This is a genomic window from Pararcticibacter amylolyticus, assembly GCF_003130405.1.
In the GTDB taxonomy this organism is placed as follows: domain Bacteria; phylum Bacteroidota; class Bacteroidia; order Sphingobacteriales; family Sphingobacteriaceae; genus Arcticibacter; species Arcticibacter amylolyticus.
Genome location: NZ_QEAS01000003.1, coordinates 104,718 through 127,063 on the forward strand (window position 1 = coordinate 104,718; position 22,346 = coordinate 127,063).

The window sequence follows — 22,346 nt, forward strand, 5'->3', positions numbered from 1 at the left end:
CCCCTAAGTATATCCTCAGACAATAACCTGTAAATCTGATACAAGTTCTCATCTTTTTCAAGTAAGGAAAGATGCGTACGGATTGTATTCATATCTTTCCTCCTGGCCGGTCCGGTCTGGACCTCCGCAGGAGAGAACAGCATCGCTTTATCTGCAGTCTCCCTGATAAGGGGACGGATCAGGTTAAAATCAAGTTGCTCTTCCTGCAATATCTTTTCGGCCAGTGCATAAAGGTGGTTGCTGAAATTACATGCAATAACAGCAGCAAGATGCAGCACTTTTCTTTTTTCAGAATCCACTGCATATACTGTTCCTGAAATAGATTCAGCAAAGGCTAAAAGTGTTTCAGTAAGTTCGTCAGAACTTCCTTCCACCACTACCGGGATCTCCCGGAAGTTTACACCTTTCTGTTTAGAGAAAGTCTGAAGCGGGTAAAATACACCGCTCATTGACGACACTCCCTCTAATATTTCAAGACCGGTAGTCCCCGAGGTATGAACGATCAGCTTATCCCTGAAAGGGAACGCCGCCGCAACATCCCTGATGGCGTCATCGGGAACTGATAAAATATAAATATCACCAATCGGACTTAGTTCGTTCATACTGTCTGTCACTGCAGCAGATAACACCGAAGCCAGATCCAGGGCATGCTCCAGTGTCCGGCTCCATACCTGTATCACGTCATGCCCGGCAGCTGCCAGCGCATATCCCAGATGGGTAGCAACGTTTCCGCTTCCGATCAATACAACTTTCATTCTCTAATGATTTTTATGAGGAGCATCGTTAACAAAAAACGCCCCTCACAGAAGGGCGTTCTCTTTTTGATCTCATCATCATTACGGCCAGATTCCCATGTTCATATATGAAACGGCAACTTTCTCTATAGCTCCCACAAAAGCAGCCGTCCGCAAATCAACAATCTTTGGATTATTCATCTTAATTTCCCTGATCTCGTGGTAAGACCTGACCATCGTATCTTCCAGCCCCGAATTTACCAGCTCAAGCTCAGAAGCACCCTTTACCACAAGGCTTCTTTGCTCCTGCGAAAGGCTTACTCCAGTCATCTTTTCTACCATTGTCACCAGGTTGAGGTTGGCGTTCTCTTCATAGCGCTTATCCATACGTCCGAACGCTACGTGCGAAAGGTTCTTCAGCCATTCGAAATAAGAAACAGTTACCCCACCTGCGTTACAGTACATGTCGGGGATGATAATTCCTCCCCTTTCGGTGAAGGCAGCTGCGGCTTCGGGCGAGGTAGGGCCATTGGCTGCTTCCGCAATGATTTTGGCTTTTATATGCCCGATATTCGCCGAAGTGATCTGGTTCTCAAGCGCTGCAGGAACCAGAATGTCGCACTCCTGCTCAAGTCCCATAGAAGAGTTCTTAAACTCTTTTTCAGCCCCCTTAAAACCGAGGATCGAACCTGTATCCTTACGATGTGATACAACCTCTTCCAGATTGAGTCCATTGCTGTTGTAAATTGCACCTTCATACTCGCAGAGCCCCACTATAACGGCTCCAAGCTCCGACAGGAATTTCGTAGTATGATATCCCACGTTCCCCAGGCCCTGAACAATCACCCTCTTGCCTTCAATTCCGGGAGTAAGACCCAGTTCTTTCATATCTTCAGCAACTCCGACACATTCCCTTATCGCGATAGCCACTCCCCTTCCGGTAGCTTCTCTCCGTCCCTGAATTCCATGCAGAGCTATTGGCTTGCCGGTTACACATCCCATTGCATCCAGCTGGCCGGGGTTCATCGTATAATAAGTATCGGCAATCCAGCTCATTTCACGTTCACCTGAACCGTAGTCGGGAGCAGGCACGTCAATAGCAGGTCCGATGAAATTCTTCTTAACCAGCTCTACTGTAAATCTGCGGGTGATATTCTCAAGCTCGCCGATATTATAATTCCGGGTGTTGATCTTTATACCACCCTTGGCGCCGCCGAATGGAACGTTGACAATGGCACATTTGTAGGTCATAAGTGCAGCAAGCGCCATCACCTCATCCTCATTCACCATTTCACTGTAGCGGATCCCACCCTTTGTAGGCGACATGTGGTGGGAGTGTTCTACCCTCCATGCATCAATCACCTCTACACTCCCATTGCCCCTCCTGATGGGAAAGCGGAAACGATATACACTGTTACAAGCTTTGATCTGATCGAGTAGTCCGGCCGGATGTTTAGTGAATTGAGCGGCATGATCAAAAAATGCACACACATCATTAAAGAAACTGGTATTTGCAATATCTGACATATAATTAGATTTTTAGTTTATGATGCTTCCTGTAAATAGCTGAATGCGGCATTCCTCCGCAGAGCCGGAGAATCCCACCAGCTTCTTCTCATAGAGTTACAATTAGACGCCAAAGGTATAAAAGTCAATCCGGCGTTCAAAATCATTTTGCTTCTGTTATTTCTGCGTATCCCCATAGCCGGTAAACAATTTTATTGTTCTTTTGTAATTGCTGTATGCAATCTCCCTCTGTCATTCAGTCGATAGGAGAAGAAATCGACAATGTCCTGTCTGAAGGAAAGTAGCAGCCAACAATAAAGGATGATAGGAATCTTAAAAAATCATGCATAAAAGAAGCGCCGGAATTCTCGTATACAGGGTTATTGACCAAAAGCCCCAGGTGTTACTGGTACATCCCGGCGGCCCCTTCTACGCGCGGAAAGACGCAGGGGTATGGTCTGTCCCGAAAGGGGAATATTCTGAAGAGGAAGACCCTCTGTCTGTCGCAAAAAGAGAATTTAATGAAGAAACAGGAAACACTCTCAGCCCATCCGCCAAAGTCGTTCCTCTTCAGCCTGTAACCATTAAAAGCGGAAAGCAGATTACCGTCTGGGCTGTAGAAACCGATTTTGAGTCCCCTTACCTCTTATCTAATACATTTGAAATTGAATGGCCTCCGCGGTCCGGTAAAACACAGGTATTTCCTGAAGCTGACAAGGCTGAATGGTTTCATCTCGACGAAGCAATGGAGAAGATTCACCCGGGACAGGCAGGGATTCTTCAGCAGCTGCAATCTCTGTTGTCTTAGAACAGGGCTCTTTTATAAAGCCACCCACTTTTTCGCTTCTGCAAGCTCCGCAAGAGCAAAGCCTTTAGCTTCTCCGGGAAGAGGAAAACTTACAGCGTCCGTGAACTTTCTTACTGCCGGCTGATCACTCACAATCGCCATCCGGTGCCACCTGGTGATGTTCTTTATTCCTAACCAAAGATCCTCAAAAAGGCTCCTCCCGTAAAGTTGCTCATATCAGTTTCGATAACGAGCAGGAAGTGGATTTTTTCTACCGATTCTGCCAGTTTTCCTATCGTCGGCACAATGACCAGTTCATAATCCTCTTTCGTAACAGAACCACTCACTCTGAAAGCAGCAACATGCGGCTCAACATCTGTTATTACCTCTACCATAATCTTTTGTTTTCAGTTTAACAGATGCCGTTGCATAAAGTTCGTTGCTTATCTTGAATTCTGTTCCATTTGCGAGATAATCTGGTTCACTTCCGACTCAGTAGACTTCAGTCTCTCCTGGCAAAAAGACACAAGCTCCGAAGCGCGTTTTACTTTTTGAGCAAGCACGTCCACAGATACTGCTTCCGATTCAATTTCCTTCGCTATCTGAGCAAGCTCCTGATAAGCCGCCTCATAAGTTAAATTCTGATCCTCCATATTCATTTTTTGATTCAACTTTTGCACGGATATCCGTCTTTCCTAACAAAACGGATATCTCGCTGCCCTCTTCTATTTCATCCGGTCCGGTTACAATTTTACCGCCGGCCCTGATTATTGCAAATCCTTTTTTCAGGATATTATCAGGCGACATCAGCCTGATCATCGAAGTATACCTTTCCAGATCAGAAAGCCTGTTCCTGAAATACATGCCATTAAAGATATTCAGGTTAGCCGATATATTCTTCAAACCAGTCCTGTTATTATTGATGGTTACTTTAGGTGACGATGCGAGAATTGAGGTAAAATACTGAAGATCTGACCGGTGGCGATATAGAGCCGATTTCGAATTGTCCGTAAGCATCTGCCTTGTAAAAGCAAGACTTTCCTTATAATAGCTCAGATACTCTCTGCCCGAATGAATGATGGTCGAGTTAAGTCCCGACAGTAGCCTCACCTGGGCAGAAAGCAACTGCTGGGATTTGATCACGATCCGCTTTTCAAATCCAGTCAGAGCATCTTCAAACTTCCTGTTATGGGCAATAATGAATTCTGCTGCCTGAGTGGGTGTTTTGGTGGATGAATGTGCCATTACATCGGCAATTGTTTCATTCCTTTGATGCCCGATGCCTGTTATAACGGGTATGGGAAAACGGGCGATAGCTTTACCGATAAAATAATCATTGAACAACAGCAGGTCAGACTGCGCACCTCCACCCCTTACAATAACGACGACATCATATCTTACATCAGACCGGTAAACCGTAACCAGCTTGTCTACCATCAGGCGGGCGTTATTTTCCCCCTGTACCAGTACCGGGTAATGGTCCGTCTGAAACCTGTAGCCATACCTGTTATTTTCGAGCGTATGCATAAAGTCCTGAAAACCGGCCGATGTGCTGGAAGAGAGAACTGCGATCCTCTGAACGACACAATTTAACCTGAAACTGCGGTTAAATGAATGATACTGAACACCATCGAACGAAACGTACCCGGGATTTTCTTTAACAAGCCTCGCAAGTGTCACAAGCCGCTGCTGCTCAAGTGCTCCCAGGGTATAATTCGGATCTATATCCGAGACACAAAGCTGTAACCCGTACCCCGCATGATATTCTATCGTTACGCTCACCAGTACCTGGATATCATTTCCGAAACGCTGGCCTGTTACCTGCTCAAATGCTGCGATCTTCTGAGAACCAGCCCCCCAGGCTCTCCCGGCAAATCTTGCCAATATCACATTAGAATGTGTGTCTTTTTCAACCAGTTCAAAGTAATGGTAATTGCTGTGTGCTTTATAGGTGTGACTGGAAACATCGGCCACTACCCAGAATGACTTATTTCCGAAAGCCTTTTCTATGACGGATACTACCAGCGACGATAGCTCGGAAAGCCTGAGAAAAGATGGACTGGTCATTGGATTAATTTAAAGGTTTCATCATACAGGCCGCTCAGGACACTATTCCCGTTCTCATCTACTCTTAGCCCTCCATACCTCGCAGCTGCATATCTCCCGCCTTTACCTTCTTCAAAGAAATATGACTCCGCCCCAAGGTTCATAAAAAAATTATTGTAGAAATACTTCACCGGATACTCCCCCTCATGCAACGGCTGTTTATCCGGCTGAAATCTTACTTTTTCCGCCACATAATGATCTTTAACCGTCACGATACAATATCCTCTTTTAGGGAGGCTATGAGGCGACTGACTCAGAGTGATCTTATAGCGCAACCGCATGTAATCCCCCTGCATCAGCGAGCGCGGATCAACCGGGGCCAGTTCAAAAAGGATCAGTTTCCCATCTGTGAGGACAGCTTCTTTCTTCACCACACTCAGATTAAACCAGATGAGCAGAACGACCAGATTCACCAGGATAACGACTACTTTGCCTTTCTTCATACAGCTTTTACTTGCTTTTTAAAAACAGTCCATATCAACAGGAAGAGCAGCCCTGAAACAAACAAAATAATCGATTTTACCAAAAGGGTATATTCCAGATTATAATAATACATGATGAGTACATATGCCAGAGCAAGCCCCCCCAGCACCGCCGAATTGCGATGACCGGTGTAAAAGCAGATCAATATAACCAAAACAGCCCCCGCAATAGCCGGGTAGAAAAGGGTTGGCAAAAGAGGGAGAACCACCAGCGCATATATCATAAACCTGTTTATCTTGCTGCGTATTCCGGTATATTTTATTGCTTTGTAAACTACGAACATACAGGAAAGAATCAGGATAACAGATGATAACATTGGAAAAGAAGAATGCCCATCAAACAGCCAATTCGTAGTCAGCGCTACAAGATATGCAATCACCGACAGCAAAAAGCCCGTCCTTACCGGATTGTACAATACATTAAATTTCCTGCTTTTTGCAATCCAGTAAGCCTCCTGCAAATGCAGCGATGTATATACGACAGCCAGGAAGCCGGTTAGCAAAAACATAAAATACGGTGCATCATTTATCGTGATAAAGGAGAACAGGCATCCGTTGAATACCAGTACTGCTATAAAATTCAGCATATACCCTTCTGAAACAACGAACGTGACCGTCGCTACAAACAACATAACCAGTGCTACCAAATTATCACTATGCGTCATTTTACTGATACCCATTCCCAGCAGTATATATCCGGTTATGTTGGCTGAGATCACAACGGTATCAAAAGTAAGGTTCTTAACAGCTTTGTTAAGAGCCAGTGATGCGGTGATCATGAAGACTCCTAAAAAGATCATGACAAAGCCGGATTGCAGAATTTCTGTAGAAAACAGGAATGCCATAAAAGAGACCACAGCCAGCAGTCCCCCTGTAACGGACAGTATCTTTATACCAATCCCCGAGTAAAGTGATGCTTTTAAGCTGATCTCTCTGCGTATTTCATCCAGATTGGTTTGCGTTAACCCCTCTTCTGAAGAGATTAGCTCAGCAAGGATCTCATTAGTATGTTTATCTTCCATTCCAGGCTCTGTTTAGCTTAAGGATTTGTGAGATCAAAACAGACACGCTACTGACGATGAACAGGCTGACAATAAAAAAGACCAGTGTATCATTGCCTTTTGCTGTATCCACCAAAAAACCTGCAACAATGATAATCACGCTCAATGGAACAATAAACAAATGAAAAACTTTACGGGATTTAAAACTGTACACCAGAGCTGTAATATAAGCCAGAAGCACAAGAATAAAGGATATATACCAGGCAGTGTCATAGCGGTATATGATTCCGGATACAATACTGATCGTACTGCATGTGACAGCCGCAGCAGCAAGAGTGTTTGAAAACCATTTGGGTACCTCTGTCAGCAGAAGAGTCTTTCCCGGCAGTGCCAGGGAAACATATAATGCAGTGTTTACCACGAAGAGAATACAATAAACAAGAGGTGCTGACCAGTCACCTGCAATCTGTTCTGCATAAAGAACAACTGTAATATTGATCAGCCCTGTTAAAAGAAGCCATAAAGGAGCGAAGCCCGATACAACAGTCCAGAGCACAATAAAAATTGTCCAGCCCAGGAAAAAGTCATACGCATCTGCACCCGTTTGATAGATCTGTCCGAACAAGGCGAACAAAGCCCCTGTCAGCAAAGAAGCTCCAAGCAGGATCAGATTTCTGATCAGCAGGTCCAACCTGGATAAAACCACAACCATAACTGCCGTTATCAATAGCCCCTGCACCAAAGCGAGTTTTACAAACTTGTGCATATCCTGCCAGTTATATGCAAAAAAGAAAATGATCCCGGCAACGGAAAAGATTACCCCCAGCAGCATCAGGCTCTTATCTATAAATTTAATCCAGGCAGGAGTATCTGCATAGACCTTTTTTTCAGTCAGAAATGCTTCTATTCCCGCAGGCTTCATACTGCTATATCTGCTGAAGATATGGATCAGGTCCCTTTCCGGAATTTTTTGCGCCATAATTATTATTATCTGTAAAGATTCTGTAAATCAGTTAAGTTCAAAGTCTTATCTGATTCAGAATACGAACAACTAAATAACACATAATTCATCGAAAAAGTTGCATCCCGCCGATGCCATTCGCTTTCGTTCAAAAGAGAAGACTGCACCTTCACCGGAGCGGGAACTCAAAAGCAGGTCTTTCCTTCAGAATATAAAAAGGCATTTTCATAGATTCTGCTTCTTTCTTCCACTGGCGGATATGGTAGTCTGAATTATCTCCGCCAATTAGCAGATACCGGGAATGGATAAAACGGCCTGACTTTGCCAGCTTTACCGTGGGGTTCCCCGTAATCAACAAGTAGTCCACTTGAATTGAAGAAGAAAAATCCCGGTCATTGAAGTACTTATCATATATAAGAATACGTTTTCCTTCAAACTGGTAGAAATGACCATCAGAGAAAAGCGACCCGTCACCGATACTTCTGTCAGTATCCAGAATACTTTTCAATTGCAGGTTCCTGGATACTAATACAGGCTGCACGGAATAGGAAAAAGCTTTACCAGGAGGGTCAAGGTCTGTGGTAACATAACCCTGTGCACCATTAAAAAAGCCTATCGCAAAACCTTTTCTGAGGCTGTAGAATAAAATACTTTTCTTTCCGGAACTAAGAATCGTTTCCCCGGCATTGACGCATATCAGCAGAAAGATGACAAAAGAGGCGGTATACAGAAATTTCTTGCTGTGTCTTAGAACAGCAAAAAAGATCAGAATAAGCCCGAGATACATAAGGAGATAATAGCATAAACCAAACTTAACACCGTGAATACTTGCATACGGAAGCTTCTCTATAAACCGCAGGCCGCTGTCGAGAAATAAAATAGTTTCCCTCAGCACCGCTCCAAGTATCCCTGAAACCGGTCCTGCCGGAATCAACATAAACACGATCCCTGCATACATGATGAGGGTCACCGGTACCGATACGAAGATATTACTTACAAAGAAATACAGGGGAAACTGGTTGAAGTAATACAGACATAATGGGAATGTGGCTAACTGTGCAGAAAGGGACACTGAAATACACACCCATAGCCACTCAAGCAGTTTGTTCCGGAACTTGAACAACGAATAAAACAGAGGATAAAGATATACCAGGCCAAAAACAGCCAGGAAGGATAACTGAAATCCAATGTCGGCTAAGAATGAAGGATCATACAACAACAAAATGACTGCCGATGCCGAAACACTGTTAGAGACCTGGTGGTCTCTCCTGATCATTCTTGCCGCAATTACAAATGAGATCATCATGGAAGCCCTGCATGCTGCGGCCGAGAGCCCGGTCAGAAAGGCATAAAACCAAACAACTGTAATGATCAGCAGTGACTGAAGGATCCGGAAACCGTCATTCCCCCTCAAAAACCACAATAAATAAGTGAGCAGGCTCATAACCAGGGCAACATGCATTCCTGATACGGAGAGTACATGCATAGCGCCGGTTTTTGCATACGCGGTCAGCACGTCCTGGCTTAATGCAGCTTTGTAACCAAGGATAAGCGTAGAGGCCACAGCTGCGGCCTCCTCATTCCGGATATGCCTGTAAAACCGTTCCACCACTGTCCTTCTCAATCTGAGGATATAATCCTGGAAAACGGGCTTATTATGATGCTTTAAAATAACGAGACGATCTGTAGAAAAAAATGCACGGTGGAAAAATCCGCGGTTTTCAAGATAGCCCTTGTAGTCGAATTCATTAGGGTTGAGCGGGGGCGTAATTTCATTAAAACGGGCAGGAATAAGCAACCGCTCACCGGGCCGGAGCATAAAATCTTTATTTTCCTTTCTTACAGTAAGAAGCAAACGGCCAGAAAGCGGGATAAACCGTTCCCCCAGTATGCCCTGCTCCACCTCAGTTTCGGTAGTTACAGTATGTCCCGTTACCTTTGGATCGGCGCTGACCTTCACAACCAGGGCTTCCGCACTGGATTTTGAGAAATGATCTGATCCCGCTAAAGGAAATCTTGAAAGAGTAAGGCTGAAGGGCACAGTGAGCAGCACCGCATGTGTCAGCGCACCGGGAATCCATCTGCGCAGATAAAGCCTGTATCTCCGGTAATAAAAATGAACGGTGAGGAGAAGAATAAAAGATACAGCGGAAATGGTGTAAACAAAGTGTACCGGAAAAACACCTCCGGAAAAGTGCAGGCCCAGCCCGGTACCAGTGGCGACCGGCACCAATACTTTCAAAAATATAGCATCACCGTGCTCTTTCATACTAAAACCGGATACTTACCTGCATATTGATATCTGACTTTTTACGACCCGCAACCTGGTCCGGGCCCGATCCTACAGCATCCATGTTAATATAACTTGTAACCGAATATCGCGCTGAGAGGTCAGTATTCCGGCTGATCCGGTATTTTGCATTCAAATAGAACCGGGTTCCGCTGTTCTGATAACCGGACACGGAATATGTATACAACAGGTTATTTTCAAAAGCATATACAGCAGAATTATAACTGTCTGTATCGAATATGGCATAACGCATGCTCGCGCTGATACGTTTCCGCAGGGGCTTACAGATAATATCCTGGTAGAGCATGAAACCTTTATCCAGGAGCTTATCTTTCCTGAAATATAGAGCTTCAACCCTGTTACGGAACCTGAAAGCCCCCTTTACATACTCCAGCTCAGCACGAACACTCTCTCTTTTGGCAGACTGCACATAGTGTACGGTTTGATCCTCATCGTCGTTCTCGGGCCTGTCCTTATTCTTATATCGCAATGTGAGCTTCAGGTTTTTAGCCGGAGAATAGGTAAACTGAGCAAAGAGATCGTAACCCCTCGATGGTCCGTCCACACCGAACCGAAGCCATGGAAAATTAAAAAAATCGGCATACAGCGAAATTTCTGTCTTACTGTTTGGCGTAATAGTAAGCCCGCTGTAAAATCCTTTCTCGGGTGTTCCGCTTGTCGACTCTGAAATTCCCTGCGAAAAGAATGAATAGAAGTTTCTTGAATAACTCCGGTAAAGCAGCACTACGGAAACCTGTCGTGACAATGCAGCCATTGCACCATTCACAACTGCAAAACCTTCACCAAGCGAGTGCGCCGCTTCGCCAAAAAAATAGACATTCTCCCAGTTATAATTATAATAAACACTGCTGTTAGTAACAGATTTTCCGCTGAAATCAAACTTGTTATACAGGTACTTACCGGGCAGAAAGGGCTTATCAAAACCGGTCCTGTAAAGTACTCCGCCAAATCGCAAAGCGTCCCCGGTATATTCTATATTGCTTCCATAAACCATCCCGGTGATACTGTTATGGTTTTTTATTTCGCTTTCCGAACGGTGCAGTCCGCTTTGGCTGAGCGAAGTCACCCCCGCTCCTGAAAAAGAGCTATCCTGATGGGCATCAAGTTTTCTGTAAGACAGGAAGGGTGTTACCAGGACTTTACCAAATGCAACCGATGACGACACTCCTCTGAAAAAAAGACTTTCATTTGCTGAAGTATAGGGCTTCAGTCCCGAATACTGCCTTGCCAGGGATGCTATTGCAGCCCCTTTACCAAAGCTCAGTCCCGTCCATAAACAAAGCCCCTGACCGAACTGCAGCGAATAGTCGCCTGCTACAAACTTCTTAATCCAGCCCTCTCCTTTTATGGAAATAGTGCCCGACCAAAAATCAGGAACAACTGTCCCTTTGGAAAAGAACCTCTCTCCGGCATCTTTCTCCAGTGTGAACGCCGCGAACAAATTCTTATCATAGTGATACCTGTAACGGGTAAGAAGATGACTCCTGCTGCCGGTATAAAAAGATCGTTTGCCGGTATCGGAGGGGAAATACCCCTTTGGTTTCTGTAAGAGCTCACCCCAGTTGAGGATCAGGCTACTCTCACTCTTCCGCTTTAGGTCATTGATCTTCAATCCGCTTCCCCGGGAGACCATAACAAAAGGCAGTAGTTTTCTGACCGTTTCTGAATCAAAGGAAGGAACCGTCTGGATCTCCTGCACTTCAATGAGCTTACCGGCTGCGCCGCGATAGTTCAGAAAATCAGCAATCTGAACAGGGTTGAGGAAAACAAAAGCTTGCAGCTCTTCACGCGTTGCGGTATTCAGGTTAAGCGGATGTTTCCGGTAAAAAGCAAGACGTTCCGTCAGCTCAGAATAATCGAAGTCTTCTTCCTGAGCAGGCACAGATTCAGTAATTTCTTCCAGCTCCGTTTCTTCTTCAGCCTGAGCGTATAACCTGCAGACAGGCAAAGCTATTATAAGGAACAGGAAAGCAGTCCGCTTAGAACTCATAACTTATTGATAACTGAGAAGAATAACCCAGATCGGGATGTGAAGAAACAGCGACGTCTATCTTAAATGCCTGATAACGATACCCCGAACCGGCATAATAACAAAAGGGATTAGTGGAAATTCCGCCTCTGAGAAACAACTGATCCAGCAGCGCATATTCCATACCGGTTTTCAGTCCCGAAACAGAACCCAGCTCCTTCATGACCGCCCCGGTTAATAACACTTTGTCTGAAAGCTCCATAGAGGCGCCTAGTTCAAATATTTCGGGAATACTGGTGTTAACATTTTCAGCGAACCCATTGTGATTGGGATTTGAAACATGAACACCTATTAACAAGCTTCCTTTAATCCGGTACTGGATCCCGGCATCGACAGACCAGGTTCCGGCATTTCCGTACTGAACTATTCTCTGCTGATGGAGATTAAAATTAAGCGACGCAAATACCGTCTCTCCGAAACCACGGGAATAAGTGAATCCAAACCTTTGCTGTCTGAACTCCGGAATGCCATACGATTGGGCACTCACCCCAAAAACACTTCCCTTGAACGGAATTGCCACCAGGAGGGTTTGGGTACTGATTCCTGTATTGATAATATTACTTTGATATGCAGCTCCGGCTTCAGCTTTTTTCAAAGCTGCCAGTCCGGCCTGATTAGCCTGCAGGCTCCAGACATCCTGCAGCGCTACGCCTGCATTTCCCATAGAAGCAAAACGTGCCCCTGGATTCAAAACCTGTCCGTAAACAAAATTTACGGAACAAATAGATATAACAGCCAGGTTCAGATATTTCATATCCGCTTGTAAGATTTTGCGAAAATTACCTTACAACACAGGCAGTTACAACTTTTTTTCTTAACAAGAACAGTTATAAATTTCTCAAAATCAAGGCTTTTTATTCACAAAGTGCGACTTTCAACACTAGGAAACGTATAAGCTTTTTCTTAAAAAACACTCAGACAGGTCGTCATGAATGATAGAAAATGATAAAAAACGATAGCACCGCGATTAACAAAAGGCTAATTGTTAACGGCCTCTGCAAGCATCCTGTGCGAAACATCCTTGCCTAAATACCGGTCAATCAATGCGTGGATAAAATACAAAACAGGCGTCATCAACAGTGCTACTATAAATTTATAGCTGTAATTCACCAGGCCGATAGCCGCTACCATTTTCCAGCTCCAATGATACTGAGGATTAAGATAAAAGGCGATAAAAATAACGACAAAACTATCTATCAGCTGGGAGACTAAAGTTGACCCAGTAGCTCTCAGCCACAAAGATTTCTCTCCGGTGATGCGTTTAATCCTATGGAATATAAACACATCCGCAAGCTGGCCGGCAATGAAAGCAGTAATAGAGCCCGCTATTATCCACATGCCCTGCCCCAGGACAGAGCTGAAAGCCAGGTTCATATTAATATTCTGGCCATCAACCACCTGGTCGACCCAGAAATCAGCAGGAACAAGATGAAGGGCAAAACCAATGATAATAAAAGCATAGGCAATCAGGATGGCTGTCAATCCCGAGAGGAACCTTACTTGCTTCACGCCAAAATACTCATTAATAATATCTGTCGAAATGAAAACTAAGGGCCATGTGAGTACTCCCGCCGACATATTGAAAGATAAACCAGGCACCCCAAACAGGTTGATATCCATTTTATCCAGTCCCAGTGACCCTTCTACGGTAAAAATTTTAACACCAATAAATTCGGATAGTAGAGCGTTGCATACGAAGAAGGTTGCCAGCACGACAAGCAGACGGGTTTCAGCATTTTTCAATGACATCGACGAAATATTTACATCAATATCGCCTTTTTAAGAGATATCCTGAAATCTGCCGGTCTTTAAATTTTTTTTTACGTCCCCAAGACATTTGCTTTTTAAAATTGAGTCCTGCAACTTTGTAAACCTCCGGACGTAATACCCAATATTGGATGAGATAAAGACAGCAGGTTGAATGATTCATAAGATCAGCAACCAAACAAAACGCAAAAGGAGACCTTTATTAAATGAATTTACACCAAATTCCAAACAGAGTTCATTGATGAGTACATTAAAGATCACCACTTTCCAGGCTTATTTGTTTTGGGAAAATATCGATAAGAACCTGCAGAACCTGGCACTTAGATTATCTGCTATAAGAGAAAAGACTGACCTGATCATTCTGCCGGAGATGTTTAATACAAGCTTCACCATGAATGTGGAACAGCTTGCCGAAGACATGGGCGGTAAAACAATGGAATGGATGAAAAAGCAGGCGGAGAAGTTTGACTGCGTCGTTACAGGAAGTTTAGCGATTAAGGAAAATGGCCGCTACTATAACAGGTTAATCTGGATGAGGCCCGATGGCACTTATGAAAAGTACGATAAAAGACATCTTTTCGGCCTCGGCAAAGAAGACCAGGTATATACAGCCGGAACTGAAAAGCTTTTTGTAGAGCTTAATGGATGGAAGATCTGCCCTGTAATTTGTTATGATCTGCGTTTTCCCGTCTGGCTCCGAAATAATGCCTCCGATTATGACCTTCTGATCGTTGTCGCAAATTGGCCAGACAAACGGGTTCTGCACTGGAAAACGCTCATCACTGCGCGTGCAATTGAAAATCAGTCCTTTGTAATCGGCGTCAACCGCGTAGGACACGATGGAAATGAGATTTATCATTCCGGGGATTCCATGTGTATAAACCCGAACGGAAATACAGTTTACTACAAGCCCAATGATGAGGACCTGTACACATTTTCCATTTCACTGGATGAGGTCACTGCAGTAAGGAGAGCGCTTCCTTTTCTGAAGGATGCGGACCTCTTTAAACTGTCATAAGATTCAGTTCAGGATTCATTCATGAGTGCTTCCTGGTACTTCTTCAGGCGGACAGCCTCTGCCTCCGGCAGTGACGGATAGGCTAGCTTGAGTTGCTGAAGTGTTGAAACGATGACATTGATAACGGCTATCCGGGTGAACCACTTATGATCTGCCGGAATCACGAACCAGGGAGCATCTGAAGTTGATGTATGCCTGATAGCGTCATTGTAAGCTTCCATGTATTTATCCCAGTAAGCCCGTTCATGAATATCTGCTTCCGAAAACTTCCAGTTTTTCTTCCTGTCATCGATCCTTCTCAAAAACCGTTTCTTTTGTTCATCTTTTGAGAGATGCAGGAAAAACTTCAGGATAACCGTCCCGTTTTCCGACAGATGCTTCTCAAAGTGATTGATACTTTTATACCTCTCTTTCCAGAATGCGTGATCCAGGGATCCTGGCGTACTGTGTCCCGGAAGATTCTCTTTAAGCACCAGCTCCGGATGAACTTTGCAGATAAGCACATTTTCATAATGCGACCTGTTGTGTATTCCAATCCGCCCTCTTTCTGGTAAAGCTTTATAATGCCTCCAGAGAAAATCATGAAGCAGGTCTTCAGGTCCAGGCTGTTTAAAGCTGAACACCTGGCATCCCTGAGGATTCACACCGCTCATCACATGCTTGATCGCACCGTCTTTACCTGCCGCATCCATAGCCTGGAAAATGATCAGCAAAGAATGAGACCCTGCTGCATAAAAGCTATCCTGCAGCAATGCAAGCTTTTTCTTATATTCATCCAGTAATTGCCTGGCCGTATCTTTGTCATACCCGGCAGTAAATGAAGTGTCAAAGTTCTGCAGGGAAAAGCTTTCAGTATCTTTAACAATGAAGTTTTTTAAAAAAGAATCCATCCGTTTATATTTTACATTTGTAATGTTAAGCCCGAATTGCTGTTAACTGAAGACATAAATGTTAAAACTCCTGTATTTTCAGAAAACATTCAAATTGAAGAGACAATACGTATGTTTGCAGTCTTCAAAAAACAATTCCTTGTGCTAAAAATTTTTCTTATTGTTGTTCGTTTTATCACAATGTTCGCTGCCTAATCAAAATGGATTTACACGAACATTGTTTTTGTTTAAAATATGTTTAGAGAAATTAAAAACAAGCCTCTCAGGTACACCGTAATCGTTATATATTTTGTCATCCTTTTTTTCTGCGCACTCGAACTAAACTTCCTGTGGCTCTTCGGATACTCTCCTACCATCAGGGATATAAAAGCGCCTAACATGAGGATAGCATCGGAGTTGTATACTGCCGACGGGAAACTGATAGGACGCTATTACAAGGAAAACCGGACCCCGGTAGAATTTAATCAGATTACGAAGGGAACGATCAATGCCCTGGTAGCAACAGAAGATATCAGGTTCTTTAAACATTCGGGAATCGATCTGACGTCCCTGTTTTCAAGCGCGCTTTCTACAGTTACAGGAGATAAACGCGGAGCCAGCACGATCACCCAGCAGCTGGCAAAGAACCTGTACCGGACACGCAACAACAAACGGCAGGGCTTTGTAAAGAATATTCCGGGTGTACGAACGATTGTTTTTAAACTCAAAGAATGGCTTACTGCCCTGAAGCTTGAAAGAGAGTATTCGAAAGAAGATATCCTGACGATGTATCTGAACACCGTACCTTTCGGAAACAACACGTTCGGTATTAAAACTGCTGCGAAGAAATATTTTAATAAAGAAACAGAGAAACTGGATGTAGAACAGTCGGCGCTCCTCGTCGGAATGCTTAAGGCTACTACCACCTATAATCCCGAAAACAATCCAGATAAAGCTATTGAAAGACGAAATGTAGTGCTCTCACAAATGGAGAAGTACAACTATCTCACTGCCGCAGAGTACAAAAAATACAGCTCACGCCCCCTGGGTATCCGCATGGGAGATGTAACGGAGGAAGACCGGGGAGATTCCTACCTCCGGTCTGCCGTGGCGAAATACCTTGATAAATGGTGTGACGACAACGGCTACGACCTCTATGAATCTGGATTAAAGATCTATACCACCATTGACTCTAAATTACAGCAGTATGCAGAAGAGGCTGTTACCGACCAGATGAAGATCCTTCAGAAAAGGCTCAACAACGTATGGAGCGGTCAGAATCCATGGCGCGACTCGGGGGGAAATGAAATTGTGGATTTCCCTCAAAAAGCGGCCCAGCGGCTTCCCATCTACGCACTGCTGAAGAAAAAGTATAATAATAACCAGGACTCTATCGACTACTATCTTAACAAACCTAAGAAAATGAAGATCTTTAGTTGGGATGGCGATAAGGTCGTGGATTATTCTACCATGGATTCAATAAAATATTATGCCAAAATACTCAATACCGGCATGATGACCCTGGATCCGGTGAACGGGCATATTAAGGTATGGGTTGGCGGGATAGACTTTGAACATTTTAAATACGACCATGTTAACCAGGCCAAGCGGCAGGCTGGTTCTACATTCAAACCCTTCGCATACCTGGCAGCCCTTGAGAGCGGGATGAGTCCCTGCGATAAGTTTACTGATAAACCGGTTAAAATCCCCTATGTCGAAGACGATTCTACAAAATACTGGGAGCCTAAAAACTCTGATTACGTTTTCAGCGGACGCGAAATGAGTCTCCGCTGGGCAATGGGTAAATCCGTCAATTCAATCACTGCCCAGATCACTGAAAAAGTAGGCTGGGATAACGTGGTAAAGTACGCTCACGAATGCGGAATTGAAAGTCCTCTTAAATCTGTGCCATCAGTGAGCCTGGGTTCTAACGACGTTTCGGTATTCGAAATGGTAAGAGCTTATGGAACATTCCTCAACAAGGGCATGAGAACAGACCCGATTTTAGTTCAGAAAATCACTGATCATGACGGCAATCTCATCCAGGAATTTAAAGCAGAACAGAAACGGGCCATCAGTGAAGAGATAGCCTGGCTGATGCTTTATATGTTCAGGGGAGGCATGGAAGAACCGGGAGGTACTTCCAGGTCTTTATGGGAATGGGACCTTTGGAAAAAAGGTAACCAGATCGGGGGTAAAACAGGCACTTCGTCAGATTATGTAGACGGTTGGTACATGGGCATCACAAAGGACCTGGTGACAGGTGTATGGGTTGGATGCGATGAAAGAAGCGTCCATTTCCGTTCTTCAGGGACCGGCGAAGGAGCCCACACTGCTTTACCTATATTCGGTAAGTTCATGGAAAAAGTTTACCATGACCCGGCTTCAGGGTATACCTACGGACCATTCCCAAAGCCATGGGTGGATATCACCCGCGAATACAACTGTACCACCCCGCCGCCGCCGCGGGATACGACGGTCTCTGACAGCCTGAGCATTGATTCACTCGCTCTTCCGGATACGCTGACAATTGATAAACCCGCTGTGGAACCTCAGCACGAAACAAGCCCTGCAGCTTCGGCTGCACCCGCCGTTAAGCCCGAAGAGATAGAAGTGACAGTGGATCCGAAAGAAGAAAGAAAACGAAAACGCCAGGAGAAACGGGAAGCCAGGCGGCAAAAGAAAGAGGACGAAAACAATTAACCAGTTGGAAGATTTCTTCTAAACTGCCTTTTGGTAGTGTAATCTGGTAAGTTGCTCTCAATTTTAATCCGGCGTGTATCTTTTTGAAGACAGCATGCGTTTTGTAATAATAATAAAAGTATTTTTAGATAATTCTTCAGCCAGTATATGAAACACTTCGATCTAACAATAAGAAGAAAATCTGCCTTCAGGTTATTCTGGTTTCTGCTTATTTTTTTTTGTAGTGGACTGATAGTCCCCGCTAACGCCCAATACTTCGGGCAGAACAAGGTGCGCTATAAGAACCTTAAATTTAAGGTGAACCAGTCGCCTCACTTCGAGATGTATTATTATCTGAAGAACGACAGTCTCGTAAAGCAGCTGATGAAGGAAAGCGAGCTATGGTACGATCTTCATCAGCAGGTATTCAGGGATACCTTTGCAAAAAAGAATCCTTTAATTATTTATAATAACCATGCGGATTTTCAGCAGACCACAGCGATTGAGGGAGATATCAGTGTGGGGACAGGCGGTGTTACCGAAGGAATGAAGAACCGGGTCGTCATGCCGATCATGCAGCTGAATCAGCAAACCCGCCACGTACTCGGTCACGAGCTGGTTCACGCATTTCAATACCACACTCTTATAGAAGGTGACTCTACCAATCTCGAGAATATTGGTAACCTGCCCCTGTGGATGGTCGAGGGGATGGCCGAATACCTGTCGCTGGGAAAGGTCGATGCGTTCACCGCAATGTGGATGCGCGATGCTTATCTCAATAAAAACATCCCAACCCTGCGTGACCTGACCGAAAGTAACCGGTATTTCCCCTATCGTTACGGAGAAGCGTTCTGGTCATACATCGGTTCTACTTATGGAGATACTGTCATCGTTCCGTTTTTTAAAGCGACAGCAAAATTCGGATACCAGGCTGCTATCAGGCGAACATTCGGATACGACGAACGTACTCTTTCCAATCTCTGGAGAACGAGTATCGAAAACATGTATAAACCCCTGTTGAAAGACACATCGCAGGTGCCGGTTGGGAAAAAACTGATCGATAACAAAAACGGAGGAGAAATGAACGTCGCCCCGGCTATTTCTCCTGACGGAAAATATGTAGCGTTTCTCTCCGAGAAGGAGCTGTTTAGCGTCGATCTCTTCCTTGCAGATGCGAAGACTGGGAAAATTATCCGGAAGCTGACGAGTAAGACGTCCAATACGCACGTAGATGAGTTCAGCTATATTGAATCAGCGGGGGCATGGTCTCCAGACAGTAAAAAGTTTGCTTTTACGATCTACAGCCAGGGACGGAACAAGCTTTTAATAGTAGATGTATCAAACGGCAAAGTCCTCATGACACAGGGACTGGGAGATGTGCATGAGTTCAGCAATCTTGCATGGTCACCAGATGGAGAGGATATCGCATTAACTGGTTTAAAAGAAGGATACAGCGATCTTTACCTGTTTAACATAAAAAGCAAAAAGGTTACTCAACTTACCAACGACAGATATTCAGATTATCAGCCTAATTTCTCTGCTGACGGGAAATACCTGGTATTTACCAGCGACAGGACCACACTCGACAGTGTGAAGGGAGTGACAATCCCTTATAGTCTTGCAGTATTGAACCTTAGTGATAAGAGCATCACTAATCTTCCTGTATTCAGAGGGGCCAACAATATGAATCCCCAGTTCTCTGCCAGCGGCGAACAGATTTATTTCCTTTCTAACCGGGATGGGTTCAGAAACCTGTATCGCTATACAATTAAGAACAGCCAGATAGAACAGCTGACAGACTATTTTACGGGGATCAGCGGCATTACAGAATACTCCCCTGCACTCAGCCTGTCCCGTAACGACGATGTGCTTTATTCATATTACAGGTACCAGAAGTATACCATTTACAATGCTGATGCAAAGGATTTTAAACCCGTTACGGTTTCTGCCGGCGACGTAGATTTTACAGCAGGTACACTTCCTCCGGGTAAGCAGACCGGGGTGGATGTTATTAATGCAAATCTTGAGAATTTCCAGAGGTTCGAAACAATCTCCTCCAATCAGATTAAACAGGTCAGGTACAGGCCGCAATTTAAACTGGACTACCTTTCCAGTAACGGCGTTGGAGCCTCGGTAGGGCGATTCGGAACGGGCTTGTCAAGTGGTATTCAGGGGATATTCAGTGATATCCTTGGCCGCAACCAGATCTTTGCAACGGCAGCAGTAAACGGCGAGATCTATGACTTCGGAGCCCAGGTAGCATTTGTAAATCAGCAGGGACGGATTAATTACGGCGGGGCTGTATCGCATATCCCGTATGTGTCGGGATATTATGTAAGCCAGTTGCAAAACAACCCATCTTTCAATGAAGACAATCCTAACGGGCCATCACGTTTTAGATATGTAGAAGGAACAGACATAATTAGAACCTTTGAAGATCAGGTCCAGGCATTTGGTGCTTATCCTTTCTCCAAGATTTTCCGTTTTGAAGTCGGGACGGGCGCTTCTTATTACAGTTACAGGATTGACCGATGGGCGGACTATTATCAGGCGGACTATCGGTATGATGACAATGGAAATATTTTGACTAATCCAGATGGATCCCCCAGGTATCAGATAGCTTACTATCCCTATGATTCTGACAGGAAAAAGCTATCAAAGGAAGATGCGAGAGATTACTATGGTTCTACATTTAACTCGTTTACCATTTATCAATTAAATGCAGCCCTGGTTGGAGACAATTCTTATTTCGGCGTGACCGCTCCTTTAAGCGGTTTCAGGTTCAGGCTGGGAATTGAAAGTTATATAGGAGACTACACATTTAATGCATTAACGGCAGACTTCAGGAAGTACGTCAGGATAAAACCCGTAACGCTGGCAGGACGCCTCTACAGCTATACGCGTTTTGGAGGCGATCAGAATGCCCTCTATCCCCTGTATATAGGTTATCCTTACCTCATCAGAGGATATGAAGCAAACTCGTTTTACCGGACCACATCCAACGCGTCAGCCTATATCGACCAGCTGACCGGCTCTAAAATAGCAGTAGGAAATTTTGAAGTGCGCCTGCCATTCACCGGCCCTCAAAAACTCGCTGCCTTAGAATCCAAATTCCTGTTCAGTGATCTGAACTTCTTCTTCGACATCGGGCTTGCTTATAACAGTAATTCAAAGATCCACTGGAAAATTGACCCTGATAACGTTCAGTACGGCGGATCTCCAGTTGGTGGGATAAACGGTCCTATCGGAGGTATAAATGGCACAGGAGGAGGCTTAACAGGTACCCAGGTTATCGACAGAGCACCATCTATGAGTGCCGGCATCTCATTGCGTGTGAATATGTTCGGGTATTTCGTACTCGAGCCTTATTATGCATTTCCATTCTCGAGAAAAGATGTAAGCGGTGGGGTATTCGGGCTAACCTTCGCACCTGGATGGTAATCCAAAACCCGGTGAATGAAAAATCTTCCAATAAAAAAAGCGGCTTATGCCGCTTTTTTTATTCTCACAGGTACATGTTGCCGGTGTAACCCGGCAGAAAGGATCATATTCTCGTAGTCGAGACCCAGGCTAAGATCCAGCCAGTCAGGATTTACTTCCCTTAATAACTTTTCCTTTTGGGCTCTCGTAAATTTACTTATTAGATTAAAGCGTTGCAGGGCAGCTTCCTCTGTTCTCAGTTCTTCAAAGTATACAAGACGGCTTAACTGACCGGGGCCGTCAAAAAACAAACTTGGCATCTGCCGGTAAAAGCTTATTGTTTTGAGAAGATCCGCACTCATCCCCACATGCAAAGAACTACGGTTCCTGTCAGTAATTATATATACATATCTTTTCATAACTAAAATCTTTATATTTGAGAATCTTTTTACTAACTTTATTGGCATAAAGATACTAACTGTTTTAGTAAAAACAAATTTATTTTAAAATGCGTAATATTTCTAACAACCTGCGGTATTTACGGAAGAGCAAAGGGCTCACCCAGCAGCAATTCGCTGACTTAATGGAAATTAAAAGATCCCTGGTGGGAGCCTATGAAGAAGACCGGGCAGAGCCACGCTATGAATTGCTAAAAAAATTCGCAGAATTCTAT

At 44.4% G+C, this 22,346-nt stretch carries 20 protein-coding genes; 5 read left to right on the forward strand and 15 right to left on the reverse strand.

The genetic code is table 11. The features are described 5' to 3' along the window. On the reverse strand, positions 1-755 hold a 755-nt coding region (locus tag DDR33_RS04890; RefSeq protein ID WP_109414831.1), incomplete at its 3' end, for a Rossmann-like and DUF2520 domain-containing protein. Between the two features lie 81 nt (positions 756-836). Continuing rightward, on the reverse strand, positions 837-2,261 hold the full coding sequence (locus DDR33_RS04895) for a Glu/Leu/Phe/Val family dehydrogenase (RefSeq protein ID WP_109414654.1): 1,425 nt from the start codon (positions 2,259-2,261) through the stop codon (positions 837-839). 322 nt (positions 2,262-2,583) lie between these two features. On the opposite strand from DDR33_RS04895, the gene DDR33_RS04900 reads away from it, so the two are divergent. Beyond that, positions 2,584-3,048 (forward strand): NUDIX domain-containing protein, encoded by a 465-nt coding sequence (locus DDR33_RS04900; RefSeq protein WP_109414655.1) that lies wholly within the window; start codon positions 2,584-2,586, stop codon positions 3,046-3,048. Between the two features lie 12 nt (positions 3,049-3,060). Here DDR33_RS04900 and DDR33_RS04905 read toward each other — a convergent pair whose 3' ends face one another. From DDR33_RS04905 to DDR33_RS04955, 11 genes are all read right to left on the reverse strand, one after another. Then, positions 3,061-3,189, reverse strand: a complete 129-nt coding sequence (locus tag DDR33_RS04905) for a SpoIIAA family protein (protein ID WP_109414656.1) — start codon at positions 3,187-3,189, stop codon at positions 3,061-3,063. Positions 3,190-3,218: 29 nt separating this feature from the next. Further along, positions 3,219-3,422 carry an STAS/SEC14 domain-containing protein gene (locus tag DDR33_RS04910; RefSeq protein ID WP_109414657.1) on the reverse strand — a complete coding sequence of 68 codons (204 nt, stop codon included), beginning with the start codon at positions 3,420-3,422 and terminating at the stop codon, positions 3,219-3,221. Positions 3,423-3,470: 48 nt separating this feature from the next. Next, a complete protein-coding gene (xseB, locus tag DDR33_RS04915; protein ID WP_109414658.1) occupies positions 3,471-3,680 on the reverse strand; it encodes an exodeoxyribonuclease VII small subunit in 210 nt (69 codons plus the stop codon). Continuing rightward, on the reverse strand, positions 3,655-5,094 hold the full coding sequence (gene xseA, locus DDR33_RS04920) for an exodeoxyribonuclease VII large subunit (protein ID WP_109414659.1): 1,440 nt from the start codon (positions 5,092-5,094) through the stop codon (positions 3,655-3,657). Before xseA ends, xseB begins: the two co-directional genes overlap by 26 nt. Further along, a complete protein-coding gene (locus DDR33_RS04925; protein WP_109414660.1) occupies positions 5,091-5,576 on the reverse strand; it encodes a GDYXXLXY domain-containing protein in 486 nt (161 codons plus the stop codon). The genes xseA and DDR33_RS04925 overlap by 4 nt, the downstream gene beginning before the upstream one ends. After that, on the reverse strand, positions 5,573-6,637 hold the full coding sequence (locus DDR33_RS04930; RefSeq protein ID WP_109414661.1) for a DUF4401 domain-containing protein: 1,065 nt from the start codon (positions 6,635-6,637) through the stop codon (positions 5,573-5,575). Before DDR33_RS04930 ends, DDR33_RS04925 begins: the two co-directional genes overlap by 4 nt. Then, the gene (locus tag DDR33_RS04935; RefSeq protein ID WP_109414662.1) at positions 6,627-7,595 is read right to left on the reverse strand and encodes a DUF2157 domain-containing protein; all 969 of its coding nucleotides are present in this window, start codon (positions 7,593-7,595) and stop codon (positions 6,627-6,629) included. Before DDR33_RS04935 ends, DDR33_RS04930 begins: the two co-directional genes overlap by 11 nt. Before the next feature lie 151 nt (positions 7,596-7,746). Continuing rightward, positions 7,747-9,846 carry a ComEC/Rec2 family competence protein gene (locus DDR33_RS04940; RefSeq protein WP_109414663.1) on the reverse strand — a complete coding sequence of 700 codons (2,100 nt, stop codon included), beginning with the start codon at positions 9,844-9,846 and terminating at the stop codon, positions 7,747-7,749. A 1-nt stretch (position 9,847) separates the two neighbouring features. Continuing rightward, positions 9,848-11,878: a ComEA family DNA-binding protein gene (locus tag DDR33_RS04945; protein ID WP_109414664.1), complete on the reverse strand. Its 2,031-nt coding sequence runs from the start codon at positions 11,876-11,878 to the stop codon at positions 9,848-9,850. Next, positions 11,868-12,671 (reverse strand): PorV/PorQ family protein, encoded by an 804-nt coding sequence (locus tag DDR33_RS04950; RefSeq protein WP_109414665.1) that lies wholly within the window; start codon positions 12,669-12,671, stop codon positions 11,868-11,870. The genes DDR33_RS04945 and DDR33_RS04950 overlap by 11 nt, the downstream gene beginning before the upstream one ends. 224 nt (positions 12,672-12,895) lie before the next feature. Then, complete coding sequence (locus DDR33_RS04955) at positions 12,896-13,666, reverse strand: queuosine precursor transporter (protein ID WP_109414666.1); 771 nt, start codon at positions 13,664-13,666, stop codon at positions 12,896-12,898. A 259-nt stretch (positions 13,667-13,925) separates the two neighbouring features. On the opposite strand from DDR33_RS04955, the gene DDR33_RS04960 reads away from it, so the two are divergent. After that, positions 13,926-14,702 (forward strand): amidohydrolase, encoded by a 777-nt coding sequence (locus DDR33_RS04960; protein ID WP_109414667.1) that lies wholly within the window; start codon positions 13,926-13,928, stop codon positions 14,700-14,702. An 8-nt stretch (positions 14,703-14,710) separates the two neighbouring features. Here the strand turns inward: DDR33_RS04960 and DDR33_RS04965 are convergent, their stop codons facing one another. After that, complete coding sequence (locus DDR33_RS04965; RefSeq protein ID WP_109414668.1) at positions 14,711-15,592, reverse strand: polyphosphate kinase 2 family protein; 882 nt, start codon at positions 15,590-15,592, stop codon at positions 14,711-14,713. 234 nt (positions 15,593-15,826) lie between these two features. On the opposite strand from DDR33_RS04965, the gene DDR33_RS04970 reads away from it, so the two are divergent. Together DDR33_RS04970 and DDR33_RS04975 are read left to right on the forward strand one after the other, a co-directional pair. Then, a complete protein-coding gene (locus DDR33_RS04970) occupies positions 15,827-18,274 on the forward strand; it encodes a penicillin-binding protein 1A (protein ID WP_109414669.1) in 2,448 nt (815 codons plus the stop codon). 147 nt (positions 18,275-18,421) lie between these two features. After that, positions 18,422-21,694 carry a DPP IV N-terminal domain-containing protein gene (locus DDR33_RS04975; protein ID WP_109414670.1) on the forward strand — a complete coding sequence of 1,091 codons (3,273 nt, stop codon included), beginning with the start codon at positions 18,422-18,424 and terminating at the stop codon, positions 21,692-21,694. A 44-nt stretch (positions 21,695-21,738) separates the two neighbouring features. Here the strand turns inward: DDR33_RS04975 and DDR33_RS04980 are convergent, their stop codons facing one another. Continuing rightward, positions 21,739-22,092, reverse strand: a complete 354-nt coding sequence (locus tag DDR33_RS04980) for a GIY-YIG nuclease family protein (RefSeq protein WP_109414832.1) — start codon at positions 22,090-22,092, stop codon at positions 21,739-21,741. 89 nt (positions 22,093-22,181) lie between these two features. Here DDR33_RS04980 and DDR33_RS26590 point away from each other — a divergent pair. Continuing rightward, positions 22,182-22,346 (forward strand): helix-turn-helix transcriptional regulator (locus DDR33_RS26590; protein WP_238387686.1); only part of this gene is annotated, 165 nt, incomplete at its 3' end.

Excerpts from the sequence above, each read along its gene's own strand:
- DDR33_RS04900 (WP_109414655.1), top strand. The coding sequence starts at position 2,584 with ATGCATAAAAGAAGCGCCGGAATTCTCGTATACAGGGTTATTGACCAA.
- DDR33_RS04945 (WP_109414664.1), bottom strand. The coding sequence starts at position 11,878 with ATGAGTTCTAAGCGGACTGCTTTCCTGTTCCTTATAATAGCTTTGCCT.
- DDR33_RS04980 (WP_109414832.1), bottom strand. The coding sequence starts at position 22,092 with ATGAAAAGATATGTATATATAATTACTGACAGGAACCGTAGTTCTTTG.
- DDR33_RS04935 (WP_109414662.1), bottom strand. The coding sequence starts at position 7,595 with ATGGCGCAAAAAATTCCGGAAAGGGACCTGATCCATATCTTCAGCAGA.
- DDR33_RS04905 (WP_109414656.1), bottom strand. The coding sequence starts at position 3,189 with ATGGCGATTGTGAGTGATCAGCCGGCAGTAAGAAAGTTCACGGACGCT.
- DDR33_RS04960 (WP_109414667.1), top strand. The coding sequence starts at position 13,926 with ATGAGTACATTAAAGATCACCACTTTCCAGGCTTATTTGTTTTGGGAA.
- DDR33_RS04950 (WP_109414665.1), bottom strand. The coding sequence starts at position 12,671 with ATGAAATATCTGAACCTGGCTGTTATATCTATTTGTTCCGTAAATTTT.
- DDR33_RS04970 (WP_109414669.1), top strand. The coding sequence starts at position 15,827 with ATGTTTAGAGAAATTAAAAACAAGCCTCTCAGGTACACCGTAATCGTT.
- DDR33_RS04965 (WP_109414668.1), bottom strand. The coding sequence starts at position 15,592 with ATGGATTCTTTTTTAAAAAACTTCATTGTTAAAGATACTGAAAGCTTT.
- DDR33_RS04940 (WP_109414663.1), bottom strand. The coding sequence starts at position 9,846 with ATGAAAGAGCACGGTGATGCTATATTTTTGAAAGTATTGGTGCCGGTC.
- DDR33_RS04895 (WP_109414654.1), bottom strand. The coding sequence starts at position 2,261 with ATGTCAGATATTGCAAATACCAGTTTCTTTAATGATGTGTGTGCATTT.
- xseA (WP_109414659.1), bottom strand. The coding sequence starts at position 5,094 with ATGACCAGTCCATCTTTTCTCAGGCTTTCCGAGCTATCGTCGCTGGTA.
- DDR33_RS04925 (WP_109414660.1), bottom strand. The coding sequence starts at position 5,576 with ATGAAGAAAGGCAAAGTAGTCGTTATCCTGGTGAATCTGGTCGTTCTG.
- DDR33_RS04955 (WP_109414666.1), bottom strand. The coding sequence starts at position 13,666 with ATGTCATTGAAAAATGCTGAAACCCGTCTGCTTGTCGTGCTGGCAACC.
- DDR33_RS04910 (WP_109414657.1), bottom strand. The coding sequence starts at position 3,422 with ATGGTAGAGGTAATAACAGATGTTGAGCCGCATGTTGCTGCTTTCAGA.
- xseB (WP_109414658.1), bottom strand. The coding sequence starts at position 3,680 with ATGGAGGATCAGAATTTAACTTATGAGGCGGCTTATCAGGAGCTTGCT.
- DDR33_RS04930 (WP_109414661.1), bottom strand. The coding sequence starts at position 6,637 with ATGGAAGATAAACATACTAATGAGATCCTTGCTGAGCTAATCTCTTCA.
- DDR33_RS04975 (WP_109414670.1), top strand. The coding sequence starts at position 18,422 with ATGAAACACTTCGATCTAACAATAAGAAGAAAATCTGCCTTCAGGTTA.